Annotated in this window: 16 protein-coding genes; all 16 read left to right on the forward strand. The window is 65.3% G+C overall.

Annotation, left to right across the window (positions count from 1 at the left end):
- The first annotated feature begins 2 nt into the window (after positions 1–2).
- The 16 genes from mraY to CHR90_RS18420 all read left to right on the forward strand — a co-directional run bounded on the left by mraY (position 3) and on the right by CHR90_RS18420 (position 16,876).
- Positions 3–1,085, forward strand: a complete 1,083-nt coding sequence (mraY, locus tag CHR90_RS18345) for a phospho-N-acetylmuramoyl-pentapeptide-transferase (protein WP_373283878.1) — start codon at positions 3–5, stop codon at positions 1,083–1,085.
- Between the two features lie 8 nt (positions 1,086–1,093).
- Positions 1,094–2,479 (forward strand): UDP-N-acetylmuramoyl-L-alanine--D-glutamate ligase, encoded by a 1,386-nt coding sequence (gene murD, locus CHR90_RS18350; protein WP_094410562.1) that lies wholly within the window; start codon positions 1,094–1,096, stop codon positions 2,477–2,479.
- Positions 2,476–3,609 (forward strand): FtsW/RodA/SpoVE family cell cycle protein, encoded by a 1,134-nt coding sequence (locus CHR90_RS18355; protein ID WP_094410563.1) that lies wholly within the window; start codon positions 2,476–2,478, stop codon positions 3,607–3,609. Before murD ends, CHR90_RS18355 begins: the two co-directional genes overlap by 4 nt.
- Entirely contained in the window at positions 3,606–4,697 is a 1,092-nt protein-coding gene (gene murG / locus CHR90_RS18360; protein ID WP_094410564.1) for an undecaprenyldiphospho-muramoylpentapeptide beta-N-acetylglucosaminyltransferase, read from the forward strand. Before CHR90_RS18355 ends, murG begins: the two co-directional genes overlap by 4 nt.
- Positions 4,694–6,124 (forward strand): UDP-N-acetylmuramate--L-alanine ligase, encoded by a 1,431-nt coding sequence (gene murC, locus CHR90_RS18365; RefSeq protein ID WP_094410565.1) that lies wholly within the window; start codon positions 4,694–4,696, stop codon positions 6,122–6,124. Before murG ends, murC begins: the two co-directional genes overlap by 4 nt.
- Complete coding sequence (gene murB, locus CHR90_RS18370) at positions 6,121–7,059, forward strand: UDP-N-acetylmuramate dehydrogenase (RefSeq protein WP_094410566.1); 939 nt, start codon at positions 6,121–6,123, stop codon at positions 7,057–7,059. Before murC ends, murB begins: the two co-directional genes overlap by 4 nt.
- Positions 7,056–7,991: a D-alanine--D-alanine ligase gene (locus tag CHR90_RS18375; protein ID WP_094410567.1), complete on the forward strand. Its 936-nt coding sequence runs from the start codon at positions 7,056–7,058 to the stop codon at positions 7,989–7,991. The genes murB and CHR90_RS18375 overlap by 4 nt, the downstream gene beginning before the upstream one ends.
- Positions 7,982–9,196 carry a cell division protein FtsQ/DivIB gene (locus CHR90_RS18380; protein WP_094410568.1) on the forward strand — a complete coding sequence of 405 codons (1,215 nt, stop codon included), beginning with the start codon at positions 7,982–7,984 and terminating at the stop codon, positions 9,194–9,196. Before CHR90_RS18375 ends, CHR90_RS18380 begins: the two co-directional genes overlap by 10 nt.
- 1 nt (position 9,197) lies before the next feature.
- A complete protein-coding gene (ftsA, locus tag CHR90_RS18385) occupies positions 9,198–10,460 on the forward strand; it encodes a cell division protein FtsA (protein ID WP_229671529.1) in 1,263 nt (420 codons plus the stop codon).
- Between the two features lie 49 nt (positions 10,461–10,509).
- Complete coding sequence (gene ftsZ / locus CHR90_RS18390) at positions 10,510–12,270, forward strand: cell division protein FtsZ (protein WP_229671530.1); 1,761 nt, start codon at positions 10,510–10,512, stop codon at positions 12,268–12,270.
- Positions 12,271–12,494: 224 nt separating this feature from the next.
- On the forward strand, positions 12,495–13,832 hold the full coding sequence (locus CHR90_RS18395; RefSeq protein ID WP_094410571.1) for a TldD/PmbA family protein: 1,338 nt from the start codon (positions 12,495–12,497) through the stop codon (positions 13,830–13,832).
- Positions 13,833–13,834: 2 nt separating this feature from the next.
- Entirely contained in the window at positions 13,835–14,287 is a 453-nt protein-coding gene (locus CHR90_RS18400) for a GNAT family N-acetyltransferase (protein WP_094410572.1), read from the forward strand.
- A complete protein-coding gene (locus CHR90_RS18405; RefSeq protein ID WP_212668726.1) occupies positions 14,284–15,453 on the forward strand; it encodes a TIGR03862 family flavoprotein in 1,170 nt (389 codons plus the stop codon). The genes CHR90_RS18400 and CHR90_RS18405 overlap by 4 nt, the downstream gene beginning before the upstream one ends.
- Before the next feature lie 45 nt (positions 15,454–15,498).
- Complete coding sequence (locus tag CHR90_RS18410; RefSeq protein ID WP_094410573.1) at positions 15,499–16,179, forward strand: LolA family protein; 681 nt, start codon at positions 15,499–15,501, stop codon at positions 16,177–16,179.
- A 59-nt stretch (positions 16,180–16,238) separates the two neighbouring features.
- On the forward strand, positions 16,239–16,469 hold the full coding sequence (locus CHR90_RS18415; RefSeq protein WP_094410718.1) for an AbrB/MazE/SpoVT family DNA-binding domain-containing protein: 231 nt from the start codon (positions 16,239–16,241) through the stop codon (positions 16,467–16,469).
- Between the two features lie 2 nt (positions 16,470–16,471).
- A complete protein-coding gene (locus CHR90_RS18420) occupies positions 16,472–16,876 on the forward strand; it encodes a PIN domain-containing protein (protein ID WP_094410574.1) in 405 nt (134 codons plus the stop codon).
- Positions 16,877–16,939: the final 63 nt, after the last annotated feature.

A 16,939-nucleotide genomic window follows, 5' to 3' on the forward strand; every position in this document is an offset into this window, starting at 1 on the left:
TGCTGTTCAATCTTCTGGCACCGCTGGCCGAAGAGTTTTTGCTCTTCAACCTGTTCCGATACTTAACGTTTCGGACGGGCGGGGCCATTTTGACGGCACTGTTCATCGCGCTCTTCGCGGGGCCGAAGGTGATTCTATGGCTGCGGTTGAAGCAGGGGCAGGGGCAGCCGATCCGCACCGACGGGCCGGAAGGGCATCTCGCCAAAAAGGGCACGCCGACAATGGGCGGCTTCTTGATCCTGCTGGCGCTGGCGATCTCGACCCTGCTGTGGGCCGATCTATCGTCGGGGTACGTGTGGGCGGTGCTGCTGGTGACCATCGGTTATGGCGTGATCGGGTTTGCCGATGACTTCCTGAAGGTCAGTAAGAAGAACCCCAAGGGTCTTAACGGCCGCATCAAACTGGTGTTTGAAATCGCTATCGCGTTGGGGGCCGTGGTGTGGGTGATGATGATTACCCGCGACCCGCTTTCGACAAGCCTCGCGATCCCCTTCTTGAAGCAGTTGATGATCAATATCGGCTGGTTCTTCGTGCCGGTGGCGGTCTTCATCATCGTCGGCGCCGGGAATGCGGTGAACCTGACCGACGGGTTGGACGGGTTGGCCATCGTGCCGGTGATGATCGCGGCGGGCTGTTACGCGCTGATCTCCTACCTCGTTGGGAACGCGGTTTTCTCCGCCTATTTGCAAATCCCCTCCGTCCCCGGCGCTGGGGAAATGGCGGTTTTCTGCGGGGCGCTGACCGGGGCGGGCTTGGGTTTTCTATGGTTCAACGCGCCGCCCGCGCGCGTCTTCATGGGCGATACCGGCTCCCTCTCCCTCGGCGGCGCGTTGGGCATGGTCGCGGTGATCACCAAGCATGAAATTGTGCTGGCGATCATCGGTGGGCTGTTCGTGCTGGAAACCGTGTCGGTCATCGTTCAGGTCGCCAGCTATAAGCTGACCGGCAAGCGCGTGTTCCGCATGGCGCCGCTGCACCATCACTTCGAAAAGAAGGGCTGGGCCGAACCCACCATCGTTATCCGATTTTGGATCATCGCCTCCGTCCTGGCGCTGATCGGTCTTTCCACCCTAAAGCTGCGGTAGGAGTTTCCATGATTCTGCCCACCGCCTACCGCAATAAGCAGGTTGCCGTCGTCGGCCTCGCCCGGTCGGGCTTGGTCGCGGCTCAGGCTTTGAGTCAAGCCGGGGCAATCGTTTACGCCTGGGACGATAATGCCCCGGCGCGCGATGCGGCTTTGGCGGCAGGGCTTACGCTGACCCCCGTGGTGGCGATGCCGTGGGAACAGTTGACTGCGCTGATCCTATCGCCGGGCATTCCCCATTCTTACCCGAAGCCCCACGCCGCTGCCGACGCCGCGCGGGCGGCCGGGGTGCCGATCCTTGTCGATGTCGATCTGCTACTCTCAACCCAGACCGCCGCCCCGGTGATCGCGGTGACGGGCACCAACGGCAAATCGACGACGACGGCGCTGATCGACCATATCCTGCGCGATGCCGGGCTGCCGGTCGCCATGGGCGGCAATATCGGCGTTCCAGCCCTTACCCTGCCCGCTTTCGGGCCGGAAGGAACCTATGTGCTGGAACTCTCGTCCTATCAGCTTGAACGAGTGCCGAGCCTCTCGGCCCGCACGGCAATTTTGCTGAATATCACCGCCGACCATCTCGACCGTCACGGCGGCATGGACGGGTATATTCAAGCGAAGGCCGAAATCTTCCACCATCAGGGCGAACCGGATTGGGCGATCATCGGCATGGATGACGCCCCCAGCCGGGGGATGGCCGATAAGGTCCGCCGCGCCGACCGCGCCCCGCGCGTTGTGCCCATCTCGGTGCTGGCGCCGGTCGCGGGCGGCGTCTATGCCCTCGACGGTCAGGTGATCGACGATCTCGACGGTGCCGCCGTGCCGGTGTTTGCGCTGGACCGCGCACCGCGCCTGCCGGGCCGGCACAATGCGCAGAATATCTGTGCCGCCTATGCCGCAGCCCGCCACGCCGGGGTTGCGCCCGACGCGATTGCCGAGGCGATCACCCGCTTCCCCGGCCTTGCCCATCGGCAGGAATGGGTGAGCACGCTCGATGGCGTCGCCTATATCAACGATAGCAAGGCGACCAATGCCGATGCGGCGGAACGGGCGTTGGTTTGCTATCCCGCGATCCATTGGATTTTGGGCGGGGTCGCCAAAGCGGGCGGGATCGATTCGCTGGCCGCCCATTTCCCGCGCGTGCGCGGTGCCTATCTGATCGGCGAGGCCAGCAGTACCTTTGCCGAAACCTTGGTGGCGGGCGGGATCGTCCCGAAAGCCTGCGGCACCCTGGAAGTGGCCGTGCGCGAAGCGCGGGAAGCCGCGAAGCCGGGCGAGGTGGTCCTACTCTCCCCCGCCTGCGCCAGCTTCGATCAGTACAAAAGCTTCGAGCATCGCGGCGATCATTTCCGACAGTTGGTGGAAAACCTCAGCCGCACGGGGGGCGCCGAATGACCGGGTTGACCAGCTTCTCCCGCGCCGACCGCTCCATCGTTGGGCGCTGGTGGTGGACGGTAGACCGCATGACCCTGGCGGCCCTGCTAGTGCTGGCGGGGATCGGCGCGATGCTGATCCTGGCCGCCAGCCCCGCCGTAGCCACCCGCATCGGTATTTCCGACAGTTTTCACTTCGTCAAACGTCAGTTGATGGTGCTGCCCGCAGCCCTGATCGTGATGATCGGGATTTCCCTGCTGTCGCCGCGCAACATTCGCCGCTTGGCGGTCGTCGGCTTTATCGGCGGAATTGCAGCGCTGGCGTTAACGCTGGTCGCGGGCCAGGAGATCAAAGGCGCGCGGCGCTGGATATCCTTGGCGGGCCAGTCGATCCAGCCCTCGGAATTCGTCAAACCCTGCTTTGCCGTCGTTGCCGCCTGGATGTTCTCCGAACAGCGCAAGGGCAGCGGCGTGCCGGGCTTTTTGATTTCCGGCGCGCTCTATGGCGTCGTCGTCGCCCTGCTGCTGAAGCAGCCCGACCTGGGCATGACCGTGGTGATCACCGCCATTTGGCTCATTCAGTTCTTTCTGGCGGGCCTGCCGATGCTGTTCGTGCTGATCGGTGGCGTCGGCGCGGTAACGGGGCTGATCGGCGCCTATTTCCTGCTGCCGCACGTCGCTAGCCGCATCGACCGCTTCCTTGATCCTGCGGCGGGCGACCGCTATCAGGTTGATAAGGCGATGGATGCGTTTGCCAATGGCGGCGCCTTTGGGCGGGGGCCGGGCGAGGGCATCGCCAAAGCCTTTATTCCTGACGTGCATGCCGACTTCATCTTCGCCGTCGCGGGTGAAGAATATGGGCTGATCACCTGCCTGATCATCGTTGCGCTGTTCGGTTTCATCGTGCTGCGCGGCTTTGCCAAGCTGCTGCACGAATCGAACCTGTTCGTGCTACTGGCCGGGACCGGCCTGCTGGTGCAATTCGGCCTGCAAGCCTTCATCAACATGGCCTCCACCCTGCACATGATCCCGACGAAGGGCATGACGCTGCCGTTCATTTCCTACGGTCTGTCGTCGCTGTTCGCCATTGCCATCGGGATGGGCATGCTGCTGGGGCTGACGCGCCGCCGGTTTGGGGAGAGCGACCTGTGAGCGCCCCCCTGATCGTTCTCGCTGCCGGGGGCACCGGCGGTCACGTCTTCCCCGCCGAAGCGCTGGCGGGCGAGTTGATCGCGCGTGGCTATCGGACGGCCCTGATCACCGATGGTCGCGGCAAGGCCTTGGGCGTGAAGCAGGAAGGGCTGGACCTGCACGTTGTCCCCTCCGCCGCGATGTTGGGGAAGGGTTTCTGGGGCCGGGCGCGCGGGGCGATCACGCTCGTGCGCGGTTTCCTGGCTAGCCGGGCGCTCTTGAAACAGTTGAGGCCCGCCGCCTGTGTCGGCTTCGGCGGTTATCCCTCCGTCCCGCCGATGCTTGCCGCCCAACGCCTGGGGCTGCCGACCGTGCTGCACGAACAGAATTCCGTGCTGGGCCGGGCCAACCGCCTGCTGCTGGACCGTGCCCGGCTGCTGGCAACCAGTTTCGAGCGCACGCTCGCGCTGCCGTCGTTGCGGGTGCCGACACCGTGGATCGGCAACCCCGTGCGCGCGGCGATTGCCGCCGTGCCGGAATTCAGCCTGCCGACCGAACGGTTCCATATTCTCATCACCGGCGGCAGCCAGGGCGCACGGGTGTTTGGTGAAACTATTCCCCCCGCCCTTGCCAGCCTGCCGCAAGTGCTGCGCGATATGCTGATCGTATCGCATCAAGTGCGGGCCGAGGATGTTCACACCGCGCAAGAGATCTATCGCGAAGCCGGGATTAAGGCCGACTGCGCCCCTTTCTTCGGCGATATGGCGAAACGCCTGACCCTGGCCCATCTGGTCATCGCCCGGGCGGGGGCCTCGACGGTCGCAGAACTGACCGCCGCCGGGCGCCCGTCGATCCTGATTCCGCTGCCAAACTCCGCCGACGATCACCAGACCGTCAACGCCCGCGCCCTGTCCGACCACGGCGCCGCTTGGTTGCTGCCGCAAGAAGCGCTTGCGACCGGCGGGCTAACCCGGCGTGTGACCGAGCTTCTGACCAATCCCGCCGGGCTGCTTGAGGCGGCGAAAGCCGCCCGCGCCCTGGCGAAACCCGATGCTGCCGCCCGGCTTGCCGATCTCGTGCTGGCCCAAGTTTCTGGAGACGCCCCATGAGAGCGATGCCCCTGTCCATCGGAACCCTACATTTCGTCGGGATCGGCGGCATCGGCATGTCCGGGATCGCCGAGATTCTGCACAATCTCGGCTATAAGGTGCGCGGCTCCGACCAGGCGGATAACGCCAATGTCAAGCGCCTGCGGTCGCTGGGCATTCCGGTCGAAATCGGCCACCGCGCCGAAAATCTCGACGATGCGCAGGTGCTGGTCATCTCCTCTGCCGTCAAGCGCGACAACCCGGAAGTCATCGCCGCCGTCGAGCGGATGATCCCGGTGGTCCGCCGCGCCGAAATGCTGGGCGAACTCATGCGCCTGAAATGGTCGGTCGCCATCGGCGGCACCCACGGCAAGACGACGACGACCTCGATGATCGCCGCCATGCTCGATGCGGCGGGCCTCGATCCGACCGTCATCAACGGCGGCATCATCAACGCTTACGGCACCAATGCCCGTTTAGGCGCGGGCGACTGGATGGTGGTGGAGGCCGACGAAAGCGACGGCACCTTTACCCGCCTGCCCTCCGTCATCGCGGTGGTGACGAACATCGACCCGGAACACCTCGACCATTACGGCACCTTCGATAAGGTGCAGGAAGCCTTCCAAACCTTCGTCGAGAACATCCCCTTCTACGGGTTTGCCACGCTGTGCATCGACCATCCCGGCGTGCAGGCGATGATCCCGAAGCTCGACCGCCGCATCGTCACCTATGGTCTGTCGCCGCAAGCCGACGTGCGCGGCCTGAACCTATCGATGCAGCCCGGCGGCGCGCGCTACGATGTGGAAATCCGCGACCGCATGGGCGGACCGACGCGCATTCTGCGCAATGTTCAGCTTCCCATGCTCGGCACCCACAATGTCCAGAACTCGCTCGCGGCGATTGCCGTGTCGCTGGAAATGGGTATCGACGACGATACCATCCGGCGCGGGTTGGCCGGGTTCAAAGGCGTGAAGCGCCGCTTTACCCGTACGGGCGAAGTGCGTGGCATTACGGTGATTGACGATTATGGGCATCATCCGGTCGAAATCGCCGCCGTGCTCAAAGCCGCCCGCTCGGGCTGCCGGGGCCGGGTGATCGCCGTGGTGCAGCCGCATCGCTACAGCCGCGTCCGCGACCTGTTCGAAGATTTCTGCACCTGCTTCAACGATGCCGACGCGGTGATCGTCGCCGATATTTATGCAGCGGGCGAAGCGCCGATCGAGGGCGTGACGCGCGATGCGATGGTCGCCGGGATGAAGCAGCGCGGCCACCGCTTCGTGCGCCCGCTGGAAAGCCCAGACGATCTGCCAAAAATCATCAAAGACATGGCCCGCCCGTCCGATATGGTGGTCTGCCTTGGGGCGGGGACCGTCACCAATTGGGCGCACGCCCTGCCGGGGCAATTGGCCGAACTCTACGGCGAACCCGTGAGCGGGGGGGCGCAATGATCGCCCTCCTCCGCCCCGACAGCGCCATTCCGCTGGCCGACCGCCTGCCCAAGCTGCGCGGGCGGGTAACGCCGAACGCGCCCTTGAGCGCGATCACTTGGTTCGCCGTCGGCGGCCCAGCGGAAGTCTTGGTGCGCCCGGCGGATGAGGAAGATCTCGCCACCCTGCTCGCCGCCCTGCCGCCCGAGGTGCCGGTGACGGTGATCGGCGTCGGCTCCAACCTTCTGGTGCGCGATGGCGGCGTGCCGGGCGTCGTGTTGCGCCTCGGCAAAGGCTTCGCCACGATCACAACGGATGGAACCCAGGTCACGGCAGGGGCGGCGGCGCTTGACCTCAATACCGCCCTGACGGCGGGCGACGCTGGGATTGCCGGACTGGAGTTTCTGTCGGGCGTGCCCGGCACCATTGGCGGCGCCCTGCGCATGAACGCCGGGGCCTATGGCGGCGACATGGCGCAAGTGCTGGTGGAAGCCCGCGCGCTCGACCGGAAGGGCAATCGGCGCACCGCTACCCTGACCGAGATGGGTCTGACCTACCGCCATTCCGACGCGCCTGCCGATTGGATCTTCACCGGTGCGCGGATGCAGGGCCGGGAAGCCGATCCCAAAACCATCGGCCAGCATCTTGCCGAAATTCGCGCCAACCGCGAAGCGAGCCAGCCGATCCGCGCCAAAACCGGCGGCTCCACCTTCAAGAATCCGCCCGGCCAAAAGGCCTGGGAACTGATCGACAAGGCCGGGTGCCGGGGCCTGCGCTTGGGCGGCGCGCAAGTGTCGGAAAAGCACACCAACTTCCTGATCAATACCGGCGACGCCACCGCCGCCGAGATCGAAGCCTTGGGCGAGGAGGTGCGCCGCCGCGTACTCGAAACCTCGGGTGTTTCCTTGGACTGGGAAATCAAACGCATCGGCGTTTCCGCAGGAGAAGGCGCATGAGCCGCTTTCGCCGCATCGCCGTTTTGATGGGCGGCTGGTCTGCCGAGCGCCCCGTGTCGCTCGCCTCCGGGGCTGCGGTCGCGGCGGCCCTGCGCGAAAAAGGCTTCGAGGTGACGGAGATCGACGCGCCGAAAGACCCGGCGGCCCTGATTGCCGCCCTCACCCCAAAGCCCGATGCGGTGTTCAACGCGCTGCACGGCCAGGGCGGCGAGGATGGGCGCGTGCAGGCGATCCTCGATCTCTTGGAAATCCCCTATACCCATTCAGGCGTGCTGGCCTCCGCCCTCGCCATGAATAAACCCGCCGCCAAGCGTGTTTTTGCCGCCGAAGGGCTGCGCGTACCGGGCGGGGCGGTCTATTCGAAAGCGGATGTGCTGGCGGGCGACGTTATCGCCCGGCCTTACGTGGTGAAGCCCCCCGCCGAGGGATCGAGCTTCGGGGTGCAAGTGGTTCGCCCGGGCGACAATGGCCCTGCGGTGGCGGAATGGGGATTTGGCGAGGAAGTCCTGGTCGAACCCTATATCGCCGGGCGGGAGTTGACCGTTGCTGTCATGGACGATCCCGAAACCGGCGAACCGCGTGCATTGGGCGCCATCGAAATCGTTCACGCCCACGGCTTCTTCGATTATGAGGCGAAATATAAAGGCGGCGAGGCGGAACATATCATGCCGCCGACTGTGCCGCCGGAGGTGCTGGCAGACCTTTACGATATGGGCGTGCGCGCCCATAAGGCGCTGGGCTGCCGGGGCGTTTCCCGTTCCGACTTCCGCTACGATGATACGCAAGGAACCCCCGGCACCGTCTGGCTGCTGGAAACCAATACCCAGCCCGGCATGACCCCGACCTCGCTGGTGCCCGATGCGGCGCGCAGCCAGGGTATTGCCTTTGCCGATCTGGTGGCCCTGATGGTGGAGCAAGCGCGATGGGGCTGAGCGAGTTTCAGATCGATCCGCTCGACCGCCCGAGCCTGCCGAGCTTCCTGACGGAACCGAAGCGGGAAAAGCCGGGCGCGGCTGCCCGCCTGCGCGCCGCGCTGGGCGGCTGGCTGCCGAAGCGCGCGGCCAAACCCGCCGCCGCAAAAAAGATCGCGGAACCGCAGCGCTTGCTGACCGGCCCGGCGGTCGCCCCGGTTGCGCCGCCGCCTGCCGCCCCGATTGAACCGCAGCTTAAGGCCCGGCTGATCTCGCCGAACCAGCCCGTGACCTCCCCCAGCCGCAAGGCACCGCCGCCGGTCGCCGCGACGCCGAAGGAACCGGGCCGCGCGCTGATCGTCATTCCGAACCCGCCCAAGCGCCGCCCGCCGAACCGCTGGCTGAAACCGACACTGTGGGGCCTTGGCACAGCTGCCGTTGTCGGAATGCTCGGCGCGCTCGGTGTGACAATTGCGCTACATCCCACGACTCCCGTGCGAACCGCCGGGGGTGACACCCTGCCGCGCCCGGGCTTTTTTGCCCAGGTTGGTGCGGGTTTCGGGCTGCGCGTTCAGGATGTTCTCGTTGAGGGCCGGGTTCGTTCCGGTGCCGAAACAATCCTTTCTTCCTTGCAAACGCGGCGCGGAGAGGCGATTCTAGCCTTCGATGCCGAGGCCGCCCGACAGCGGTTGGAGGCACTCCCCTGGATCGAATCGGCGATCGTCGAGCGGCGGTTGCCAGATACGGTATATGTCCGTCTTCAGGAACGTGCGCCCTATGCCCTATGGCAGAACGGCGGGCGGTTCCATCTGGTGGATTCCAAGGGCGTGACCATCCTGACCGACCCGGGGGCCGAGTTTGCCCAATTGCCGGTCATCGTCGGCGAGGGCGCTCCGCAGCGGGCGGAAGAAATCCTGCTGCTGCTGGAGGGGGAACCGCAGCTTAAGCCGTTGGTCACTGCCGCCGTGCGCGTCGGGGACCGGCGGTGGAACCTGCATCTTGCAAGCGGCATCGACGTGCGCCTACCGGAAGAAAATCCGGCGGTCGCCCTTGGGGTACTCGCCGATCTGCACCGGCAGCAAAAGCTGCTGGATCGGGATATCGTCGCGGTCGATCTGCGACAGTCCGACCGCATGATCGTGCAGCTCAGCCCCGCTGCGGCAGCCGCAGCGGCGGCGGCCCAAAAACAGGCGGCGCCGAAAGCGGCAGGCGGAGGGAACGGGTAGAATGAGCATGCGCAAAGGATCGACCAAAGCCCGCAACGGGATTGTGGCGACGCTCGATCTGGGCACGACCAAAACCACCTGCTTGATTGCGCGGGTGGATGGCGGTGTGCCGCGCGTGACCGGCATTGGCATGATCGGCTCGAAAGGCATCAAGGCCGGGACGATTGCCGATATCGACGCTGCCGAACAGAATATCCTGTCCGCTGTGCAGGCCGCCGAACAGATGGCGGGCGAGACCATTCACGGCGTCATCGTCAATATGACCGGCGGGAACCTGTCGTCGCGCGTGGCGCAGCACGAGCTTTCCGTCGAATCCCATGAAATCAGCGATGCCGACGTGCGGCGCGTGCTGGAAGCCGGGCGGCAGAACCTCGAACCCACCGACCGCACGATGCTACACACGATCCCGGTGGGCTTTACCATCGACGGCAGCCGGGGCATCCGCGACCCGCGCGGCATGTACGGCCAGCGCCTGGGTGTGAATATGCATGTGGTCTCGGCCTCGACCTCGGCCTTGAAGACCCTCGCCATGGTCATCGCCCGCTGCCATCTGGAACTCGACGGCGTTGTCGCCGCGCCCTATGCCGCTGGCCTGTCCACGCTCGTTCAGGACGAGCGGGAAATGGGCTGCACGCTGATCGACATGGGCGGCGGCGTCACCACCATGGCGGTTTTCTTCGATGGCAAGCTGGTGTTCACCGACTCGGTGCCCATCGGCGGTAGCCATGTCACCACCGATATTGCGCGCGGGCTATCGACCCCGCTGGCCCATGCGGAACGGATGAAAACGCTTTACGGCGCGGCCCTGGTCGCCAGCGCCGACGAGCGCGAGATCATCGAAGTTCCGCTGGTCGGCGAGGATGACCGCCTGACCGCGCACCATATTCCTAAGTCTATTCTAACGGGGATCATCCAACCCCGCTTGGAAGAGACTTTCGAACTTGTCCGCAGCCGCTTGGAGGCGAGTGGCTTGGACAAGATTGCGGGCCGACGGGCCGTTCTCTCCGGCGGGGCGAGCCAGCTCTCCGGGGTGCGCGACCTTGCGGCCCATATTCTCGACAAGCAGGTCCGTGTGGGCAAACCCCAAGGGTTTCACGGTCTGCCGGTCGATTTTGCCGGTCCAGCCTATGCTACCTGCACAGGTTTGATCGCCCATGCTCTTCAACCGACGTCGGAACCGGCGAAAAGCGGGCGTAAGGCACCCGCGGCACCGCCAACCGGAATGCTCGGACGGCTTGGGTTATGGCTCAAAGAAAACTTCTAAGACGACTAAAGCACGATCATCACACGTATTTTCGAAGCGGAGGCACCCAATGGCTATGCAAATCGGTTTGAGCAATCCCGCCGACCACGAACTGCGCCCGCGTATCACGGTCGTAGGCTGCGGTGGCGCAGGCGGTAATGCCGTTAACAATATGATCCGCGCCAATCTTCAGGGCGTCGAATTCGTTGTGACCAATACGGATAATCAGGCGCTGGCGCATAATCTCGCCTCGCGCCGCATTCAGCTTGGCACCAACCTCACCCGCGGCCTCGGCGCCGGGGCGAAGCCGGACGTGGGCCGGGCGGCTGCCGAAGAATGCATCGAAGAAATCATGCAGCAGCTCGACGGCTCCAACATGGTTTTCATCACGGCTGGGATGGGCGGCGGCACGGGCACGGGCGCGGCCCCGGTCATCGCCCGTGCGGCGCGCGAACGCGGGATTTTGACTGTCGGCGTCGTCACCAAGCCGTTCCAGTTTGAAGGCGCGCACCGCATGCGCCTCGCCGAAGCCGGGATTCAGGATCTTCAGCAGTATGTCGATACGCTGATCATCATCCCGAACCAGAACCTGTTCCGTCTCGCCAACGAGCGCACCACCTTCGCCGATGCCTTTAAGCTGGCCGACGATGTACTGCACGCGGGCGTGCGCGGCGTCACCGACCTTATGATGATGCCGGGCCTGATCAACCTCGATTTCGCCGACATCCGCACCGTGATGAGCGAAATGGGCAAGGCGATGATGGGCACGGGCGAAGCGACCGGCGACCGCCGCGCGCTGGATGCCGCCGAAGCCGCTATCTCCAACCCGCTGCTCGACGATGCCTCGATGAAGGGCGCGCGCGCCGTGCTGATCAACATCACCGGCGGTCTCGATATGACCCTGTTCGAAGCCGATGAAGCCGCCAACCGCATCCGCGAGGAAGTGGACCCGGACGCCAACATCATCTTCGGCTCGACCTTCGACGAGGGCCTCGAAGGCCGCATCCGCGTCTCGGTCGTCGCCACCGGGATCGAATCGGAAGCCGCTGCCGAACCGCGCCGCCCGCAAATCGCGCTGGTGACGGATGCGACCAGCCGCCCGGCGCTGCACAATACCGTCTCCAATAGCGCCGCCAGCATTGGTAGCGGCTATGCGCCGATGGCCGCCGCCCCGGTCCATGTGCCGCATCAAGCTGCCGCCGCGCCGATGATGAGCGCCGAAACCGCCCCGACCAGCGGCCCGGCGTTCGGCGTGCAGGGCAATCTCGCCGTTGCTCCGCAGCCGGTGGTGACCCAGAGCCTCAACGAACCGGTGCGCCCGCAAGCCGCGCCGCAGCCGTCGATGAGCAGCAGCTTCAGCCCGGCGCCGCGCGCGGCCGCCCCGGCGGTGGACGGCGGTTTCATTCCGCCCCGGCCCGTCGAAGCCGCAACCGAACCGGCCCTGACCCAGCGCGTCGTGCCGACCACGACCGCCAGTGCCGAACCCAGCCTGTCGCAGCCGACCAGCATCGGGAATGCCGCCCTGGCCATGCAGCCGGTCCATGTCCCAACCCCCGCCATTACCCCGGCGGCGGCGAAGGATAAGGCCCGCTCGCCCAGCCTGTTCGAACGCTTCACCAACCCGCTGTCGGCAGGCCGTCGCGACGCTGCACCGACCGTGGCCCCGTCTGCGGGAAGCCGCGTGCAAGGCGGCGGTTCCTCGCCGACCGCCCCGGCTCCGACGGCCGCTGCCGCCCCGCGCTTGGGCGATGCCGGTAGCCGCCCGATGACCAGCGCATCGGACGACGATCTGCTGGAAATCCCGGCGTTCCTGCGTCGTCAGGCTAACTAAACCTTCTAACCCCTCGCCCGCCGGGATCGCAAAACGGCGGGCGGGACCAAGCAGGACTAAGACCGGTCGCCGCTTCGGATAGACCCTGCCCGTTGCGCCTCAGCGGGCAGAACTATCGGGAGTTCTGACCATAAACCTGCCCAACCGCGTTTCGGGGGTTGTCGCCTGCGTCTGGGATCGCCACTCTGTGATCCCTCCGCTTCTCACGTTGGGCGACCTTGCGCATGACGACACCCCCGACTCTCGATCTTCTGTCCGATCTGATCGCCAAGGCGCGCGCCGCCGGGGCCGATAGCGCCGATGCGGTGCTGCATCACGGCGTTTCGGTCTCGGTCGAACGGCGCCTCGGACAGATCGAAAAGCTGGAACGGTCGGAAGGCCAGGATTTAGGCTTGCGCGTCTTTATCGGCCAGCGCCAAGCCATCGTCTCCAGCAGCGACCTTCGGCCCGACGCGCTGACCGCGATGGTGGACCGCGCCGTCGCGATGGCCCGCCTGGCGCCGGAAGACCCGTTCTGCGGTATCGCCGCCGCCGATCTGCTGGCGCAAGACTATCCCATCCTCGATAATTTCGATCCGGTTGAACCGGATATCGATACGCTGCTCGCCCGCGCCGCCGCGGCGGAAGATACCGCCCTGGCCTACCAAGGCGTCACCAATTCCGATGGCGCGAGCGCCGGGTGGGGATCAGGCTATAGCGCCCTCGTGACGTCTGCCGGGTTCGCCGGCGAAAACCGCAGTACGTGGCATTCGATCTCGATGACCGCCGTGGCGGGCAGCGGCACCGGGATGGAGCGGGATTACGATTATACCTCCGCCCTCTTTGCCGAAGATTTGGACGATCCCGTTGCCATCGGTCGTACAGCGGCGGAACGGGCGGTGCGGCGGCTGAACCCGCGCAAGCTCGACACGGCCAAAGTGCCGGTGATCTTCGATCCGCGCGTGGCAGGCGGGCTGGTCGGCCATGCTTTGGGGGCGATTTCCGGCCCCAGCATCGCGCGTGGTACCAGCTTTCTGAAAGATAAACTCGGTCAGGCGGTGTTCAGCGACGCGATCACGCTGCGCGAAGACCCGCATCGGCGGCGCGGGCTACGCTCCCGCCCCTATGACGCTGAAGGCTTGCCGACGCAGGCCCGCGCCCTGTTCGATAAGGGCGTGCTGACGACCTGGCTGCTCGATTTGCGCTCCGCCCGGCAACTCAACCTCGCCCCGACCGGCCATGCCGCGCGCGGCACGTCTGGCCCGCCCGGCCCCTCGGCCAGCAATTTGATTGTGGAGCCGGGCAGCCGGTCCCCGCAGGATCTCTATGCGGGCGAAAACGCGCTCTATGTCACCGATCTCATGGGCCAGGGCGTCAATGGCCTGACCGGCGACTATAGCCGGGGCGCGGCAGGCTTCTGGATCGAGAAGGGCGAGATCGCCTATCCGGTCAGCGAAATCACAATCGCCGGGAACCTGAAGGATATGTATCGGGCAATCACCCCGGCAAATGATCTGGAATTGAAGCGCGGCATCGACAGCCCGACCTTACGGGTCGATGGCATGACGCTGGCCGGACGGTAAGCATGAGCATCACCATTCGCCCCGTTGCCGCCGGGGACCGCGCGGCGTGGGAAGCGCTGTTCACCGCCTATGGCCGGTTCTACGACAGCAGCTATACCCCTGCCCTGCTGGAAGCCAATTGGCGGCGCTTGCACGATCCCGCGGCCCCAATCTTCGGCCTTGTGGCAGAAGCGGCGGACGGCGCCCTTGTCGGCCTGCTGCACTATGTGCCGCACCCGCACACCAATAGCGCCCGGCTGGTCGGCTATCTCGAAGACCTGTTCGTCGCCCCCGACGCGCGCGGCCAGCGGGTTGGCGAAAAGCTGATCGACGCGCTGGTGGACATCGGCAAAACGGCGGGCTGGTATCGCATCTACTGGCATACGCATGCAGACAATACGACGGCACGGAAACTCTATGACCGTGTGGCGAAACTGACGCCTTACGTCCGCTACGATATTCCGCTGGTGCCGTGAAAGCCCTGATCGTCGGCGGCGGCCCGGCGGGGTTGATGGCGGCGGAAACCCTGCTGACGGCGGGGGCCTCGGTCGATCTCTATGACGCTATGCCGTCGCTGGGGCGGAAGTTTTTGCTGGCCGGGCGCGGCGGGTTGAACCTAACCCATTCCGAACCGCTGCCCGCCTTCCTCGCCCGCTTCGGTCCGGCGGAGGGGGCGGTTACCCCGTGGATCGAAACGCTGCCACCGCAGGCAATCCGCGATTGGGCGGCGGGCCTCGGGGTCGAAACCTTCGTCGGCACCTCTGGCCGGATTTTCCCGACCGATTTCAAGGCCGCGCCCCTGCTGCGGGCATGGCTGGGGCGGCTGCGCACGCTGGGCCTGCGCACCCATCCCCGCCACCGCTGGACGGGGGACGCCGAGGGGCGGCGCCTGCGCTTTGAGACGCCGACCGGTCCCGTGACCGCCGAAGGCGATGCCGTGCTGCTGGCGCTCGGCGGGGCAAGCTGGCCGCATCTTGGGTCGGACGGCACCTGGACCGCCCATCTGCCCGGCCCCATAGCGCCGCTCGCGCCGTTCAACTGCGGGTGGGAAATTCCCTGGTCGCCGGTGTTGCGGGAAAAAGCGGGTAGCCCACTGAAAACGGTTGCGCTCACGGCAGGCGGCCAGCGGGTACGCGGCGAGATTATTCTGGCGGACTATGGGTTAGAGGGCAGCGCGCTCTACGCTCTGTCCCATCATCTTGCCCCAGGGGGGCGGCTGACGATTGATCTGCTGCCCGATTATTCCGAAGCGGCGGTGTTGGAGACGCTGGCCCAGCGCGGCGGGGCCTCCCTGAGTTCTTTCCTAAAGAAGCGCTTTCGCCTAACCCCCGCCGCCCTCGCCCTGTTGCACGAACCACCCCGCCCGGCGGGCTGGGATGCCCCCCCGACGCTCGCGCTTCGGCTGAAAGCCTTACCGCTTACCCTGGGGCAGCCGCGCCCCATCGCCGAAGCCATTTCAACGGCAGGCGGTTTGGCGTTCGACGGGCTAACCCCCGGCCTGATGCTGAAGGCCCGCCCGGGCTGGTTTGCGGCGGGGGAGATGATCGATTGGGCGGCCCCCACCGGCGGCTATCTTCTGTCCGCCTGTCTGGCCAGCGGCGTGCAGGCGGCGCACGGGATGCTTGCTTTTTGCGGGCGCTGACCGCCCTTATTTCGCCATCAGCCCCGGCTTGACTGGGGGTACCGCATGTTGATGAAAGGTTTGAGAGTGTCCATCGCCCGCCGTTCCCTGCTCGCCGTTCTCGCGCTCGGTCTGCCGCTTCTTGCCGCCGCGCCTGCCCTGGCAGCGAAGGCGAAGCCCTGGCCGCTCACCCCGCAGGACAAGGCCGATATCGCCCGCATCGAAACCTATTTCGACGGGCTAAAAACCCTGTCGGCCAAGTTTCTGCAAGTCACCGATGCGGGCGCAATCTCGCGCGGGGCTTTGTATATCCAGCGCCCAGGCCGCATGCGCTTCGATTATGCCCCGCCTTCGCCGGTGGTCATGATCGCCGATGGTACCTTGCTGATCTACCATGATCGGGAGTTGGTGGAGACGACCACCCTGCCGCTCAGCACCACCCCCGTCGCCTTTCTGCTGCGCGAGAAGTTCCGGCTAAGCCAGGATATTACCGTGACGCGCATCGACCGCGGGCCGGGCGTGCTGCGCGTTTCCGTCCGCGAAACCGATGATGCCGACCAGGGCGAGCTGACCCTGCAATTCAGCGACGCCCCCTTCCGGCTCGAACAATGGAGCGTGCTGGACAGCCAGAGCCGCCAAACTAAGGTGACGCTGATCGATACCCGCCTCGGCGATCCCATCGACCCGAAAATCTTCGATTTCCGTGACCCGAAGTTCTTCAATCAGCCGGTGGAACGGTTCAACTGAGTTGCGGCAGCATCCTTCTAGATATACATTAGTAATGTCTATCCAGAAGGATGAACGTCATGCAAGTCGCCCGCTGGGGCAACAGCCTCGCTATTCGTCTTCCTGCTGGGGTCGTCGAAGCACTGGACCTGAAAGAAGGCGACGATGTGAATATCCACATCCTCGGCACCCGGACCTTCGAGATCGAAGCTAATCACGACCGAGCGGCTGCCTTGGCCCGGCTGCGGGCATTGCGTAAGCCGCTGCCTGCGGGCTGGCGCTTTGATCGCGACGACGCTAACCAGCGCTAACTGTGGCGCGCCCCTTCCTCGATACCAATGTGCTGATCGACGCGATCAGCGACGATCCGCGCGGTGATCAGGCGGCTGTTCTTCTCGCCGAACGGTGCGATACCAGTGTGCAGGCCCTGAATGAATTTACCGCCGTTGCGCGGCGTAAACTGGCGATGGCTTGGCCCGATATCGCCGCCGCGCTCGCCGACTTTCAGCGGTTATGCCACACAATCCATCCGATTACGCTGGAAACCCATCATACAGCCCTTCGCCTGTGCCATGAGTATAGCCTGTCATTGTACGATAGCGTTATGGTTGCGGCGGCCTTGCACGCGGGGGCAGAGCTTTTGCTGTCCGAGGATATGCAGGATGGTTTGACCGTTGACGGTCGCCTGACCCTGCGCAACCCTTTCAAAATCGCATAGGGGCCGTGCCCGGATCGCCCTGGACGTTTTTTAGAATTGTTCTTAAATAGGCTTCATACCCTG

Source organism: Elstera cyanobacteriorum (assembly GCF_002251735.1).
Taxonomy (GTDB): domain Bacteria; phylum Pseudomonadota; class Alphaproteobacteria; order Elsterales; family Elsteraceae; genus Elstera; species Elstera cyanobacteriorum.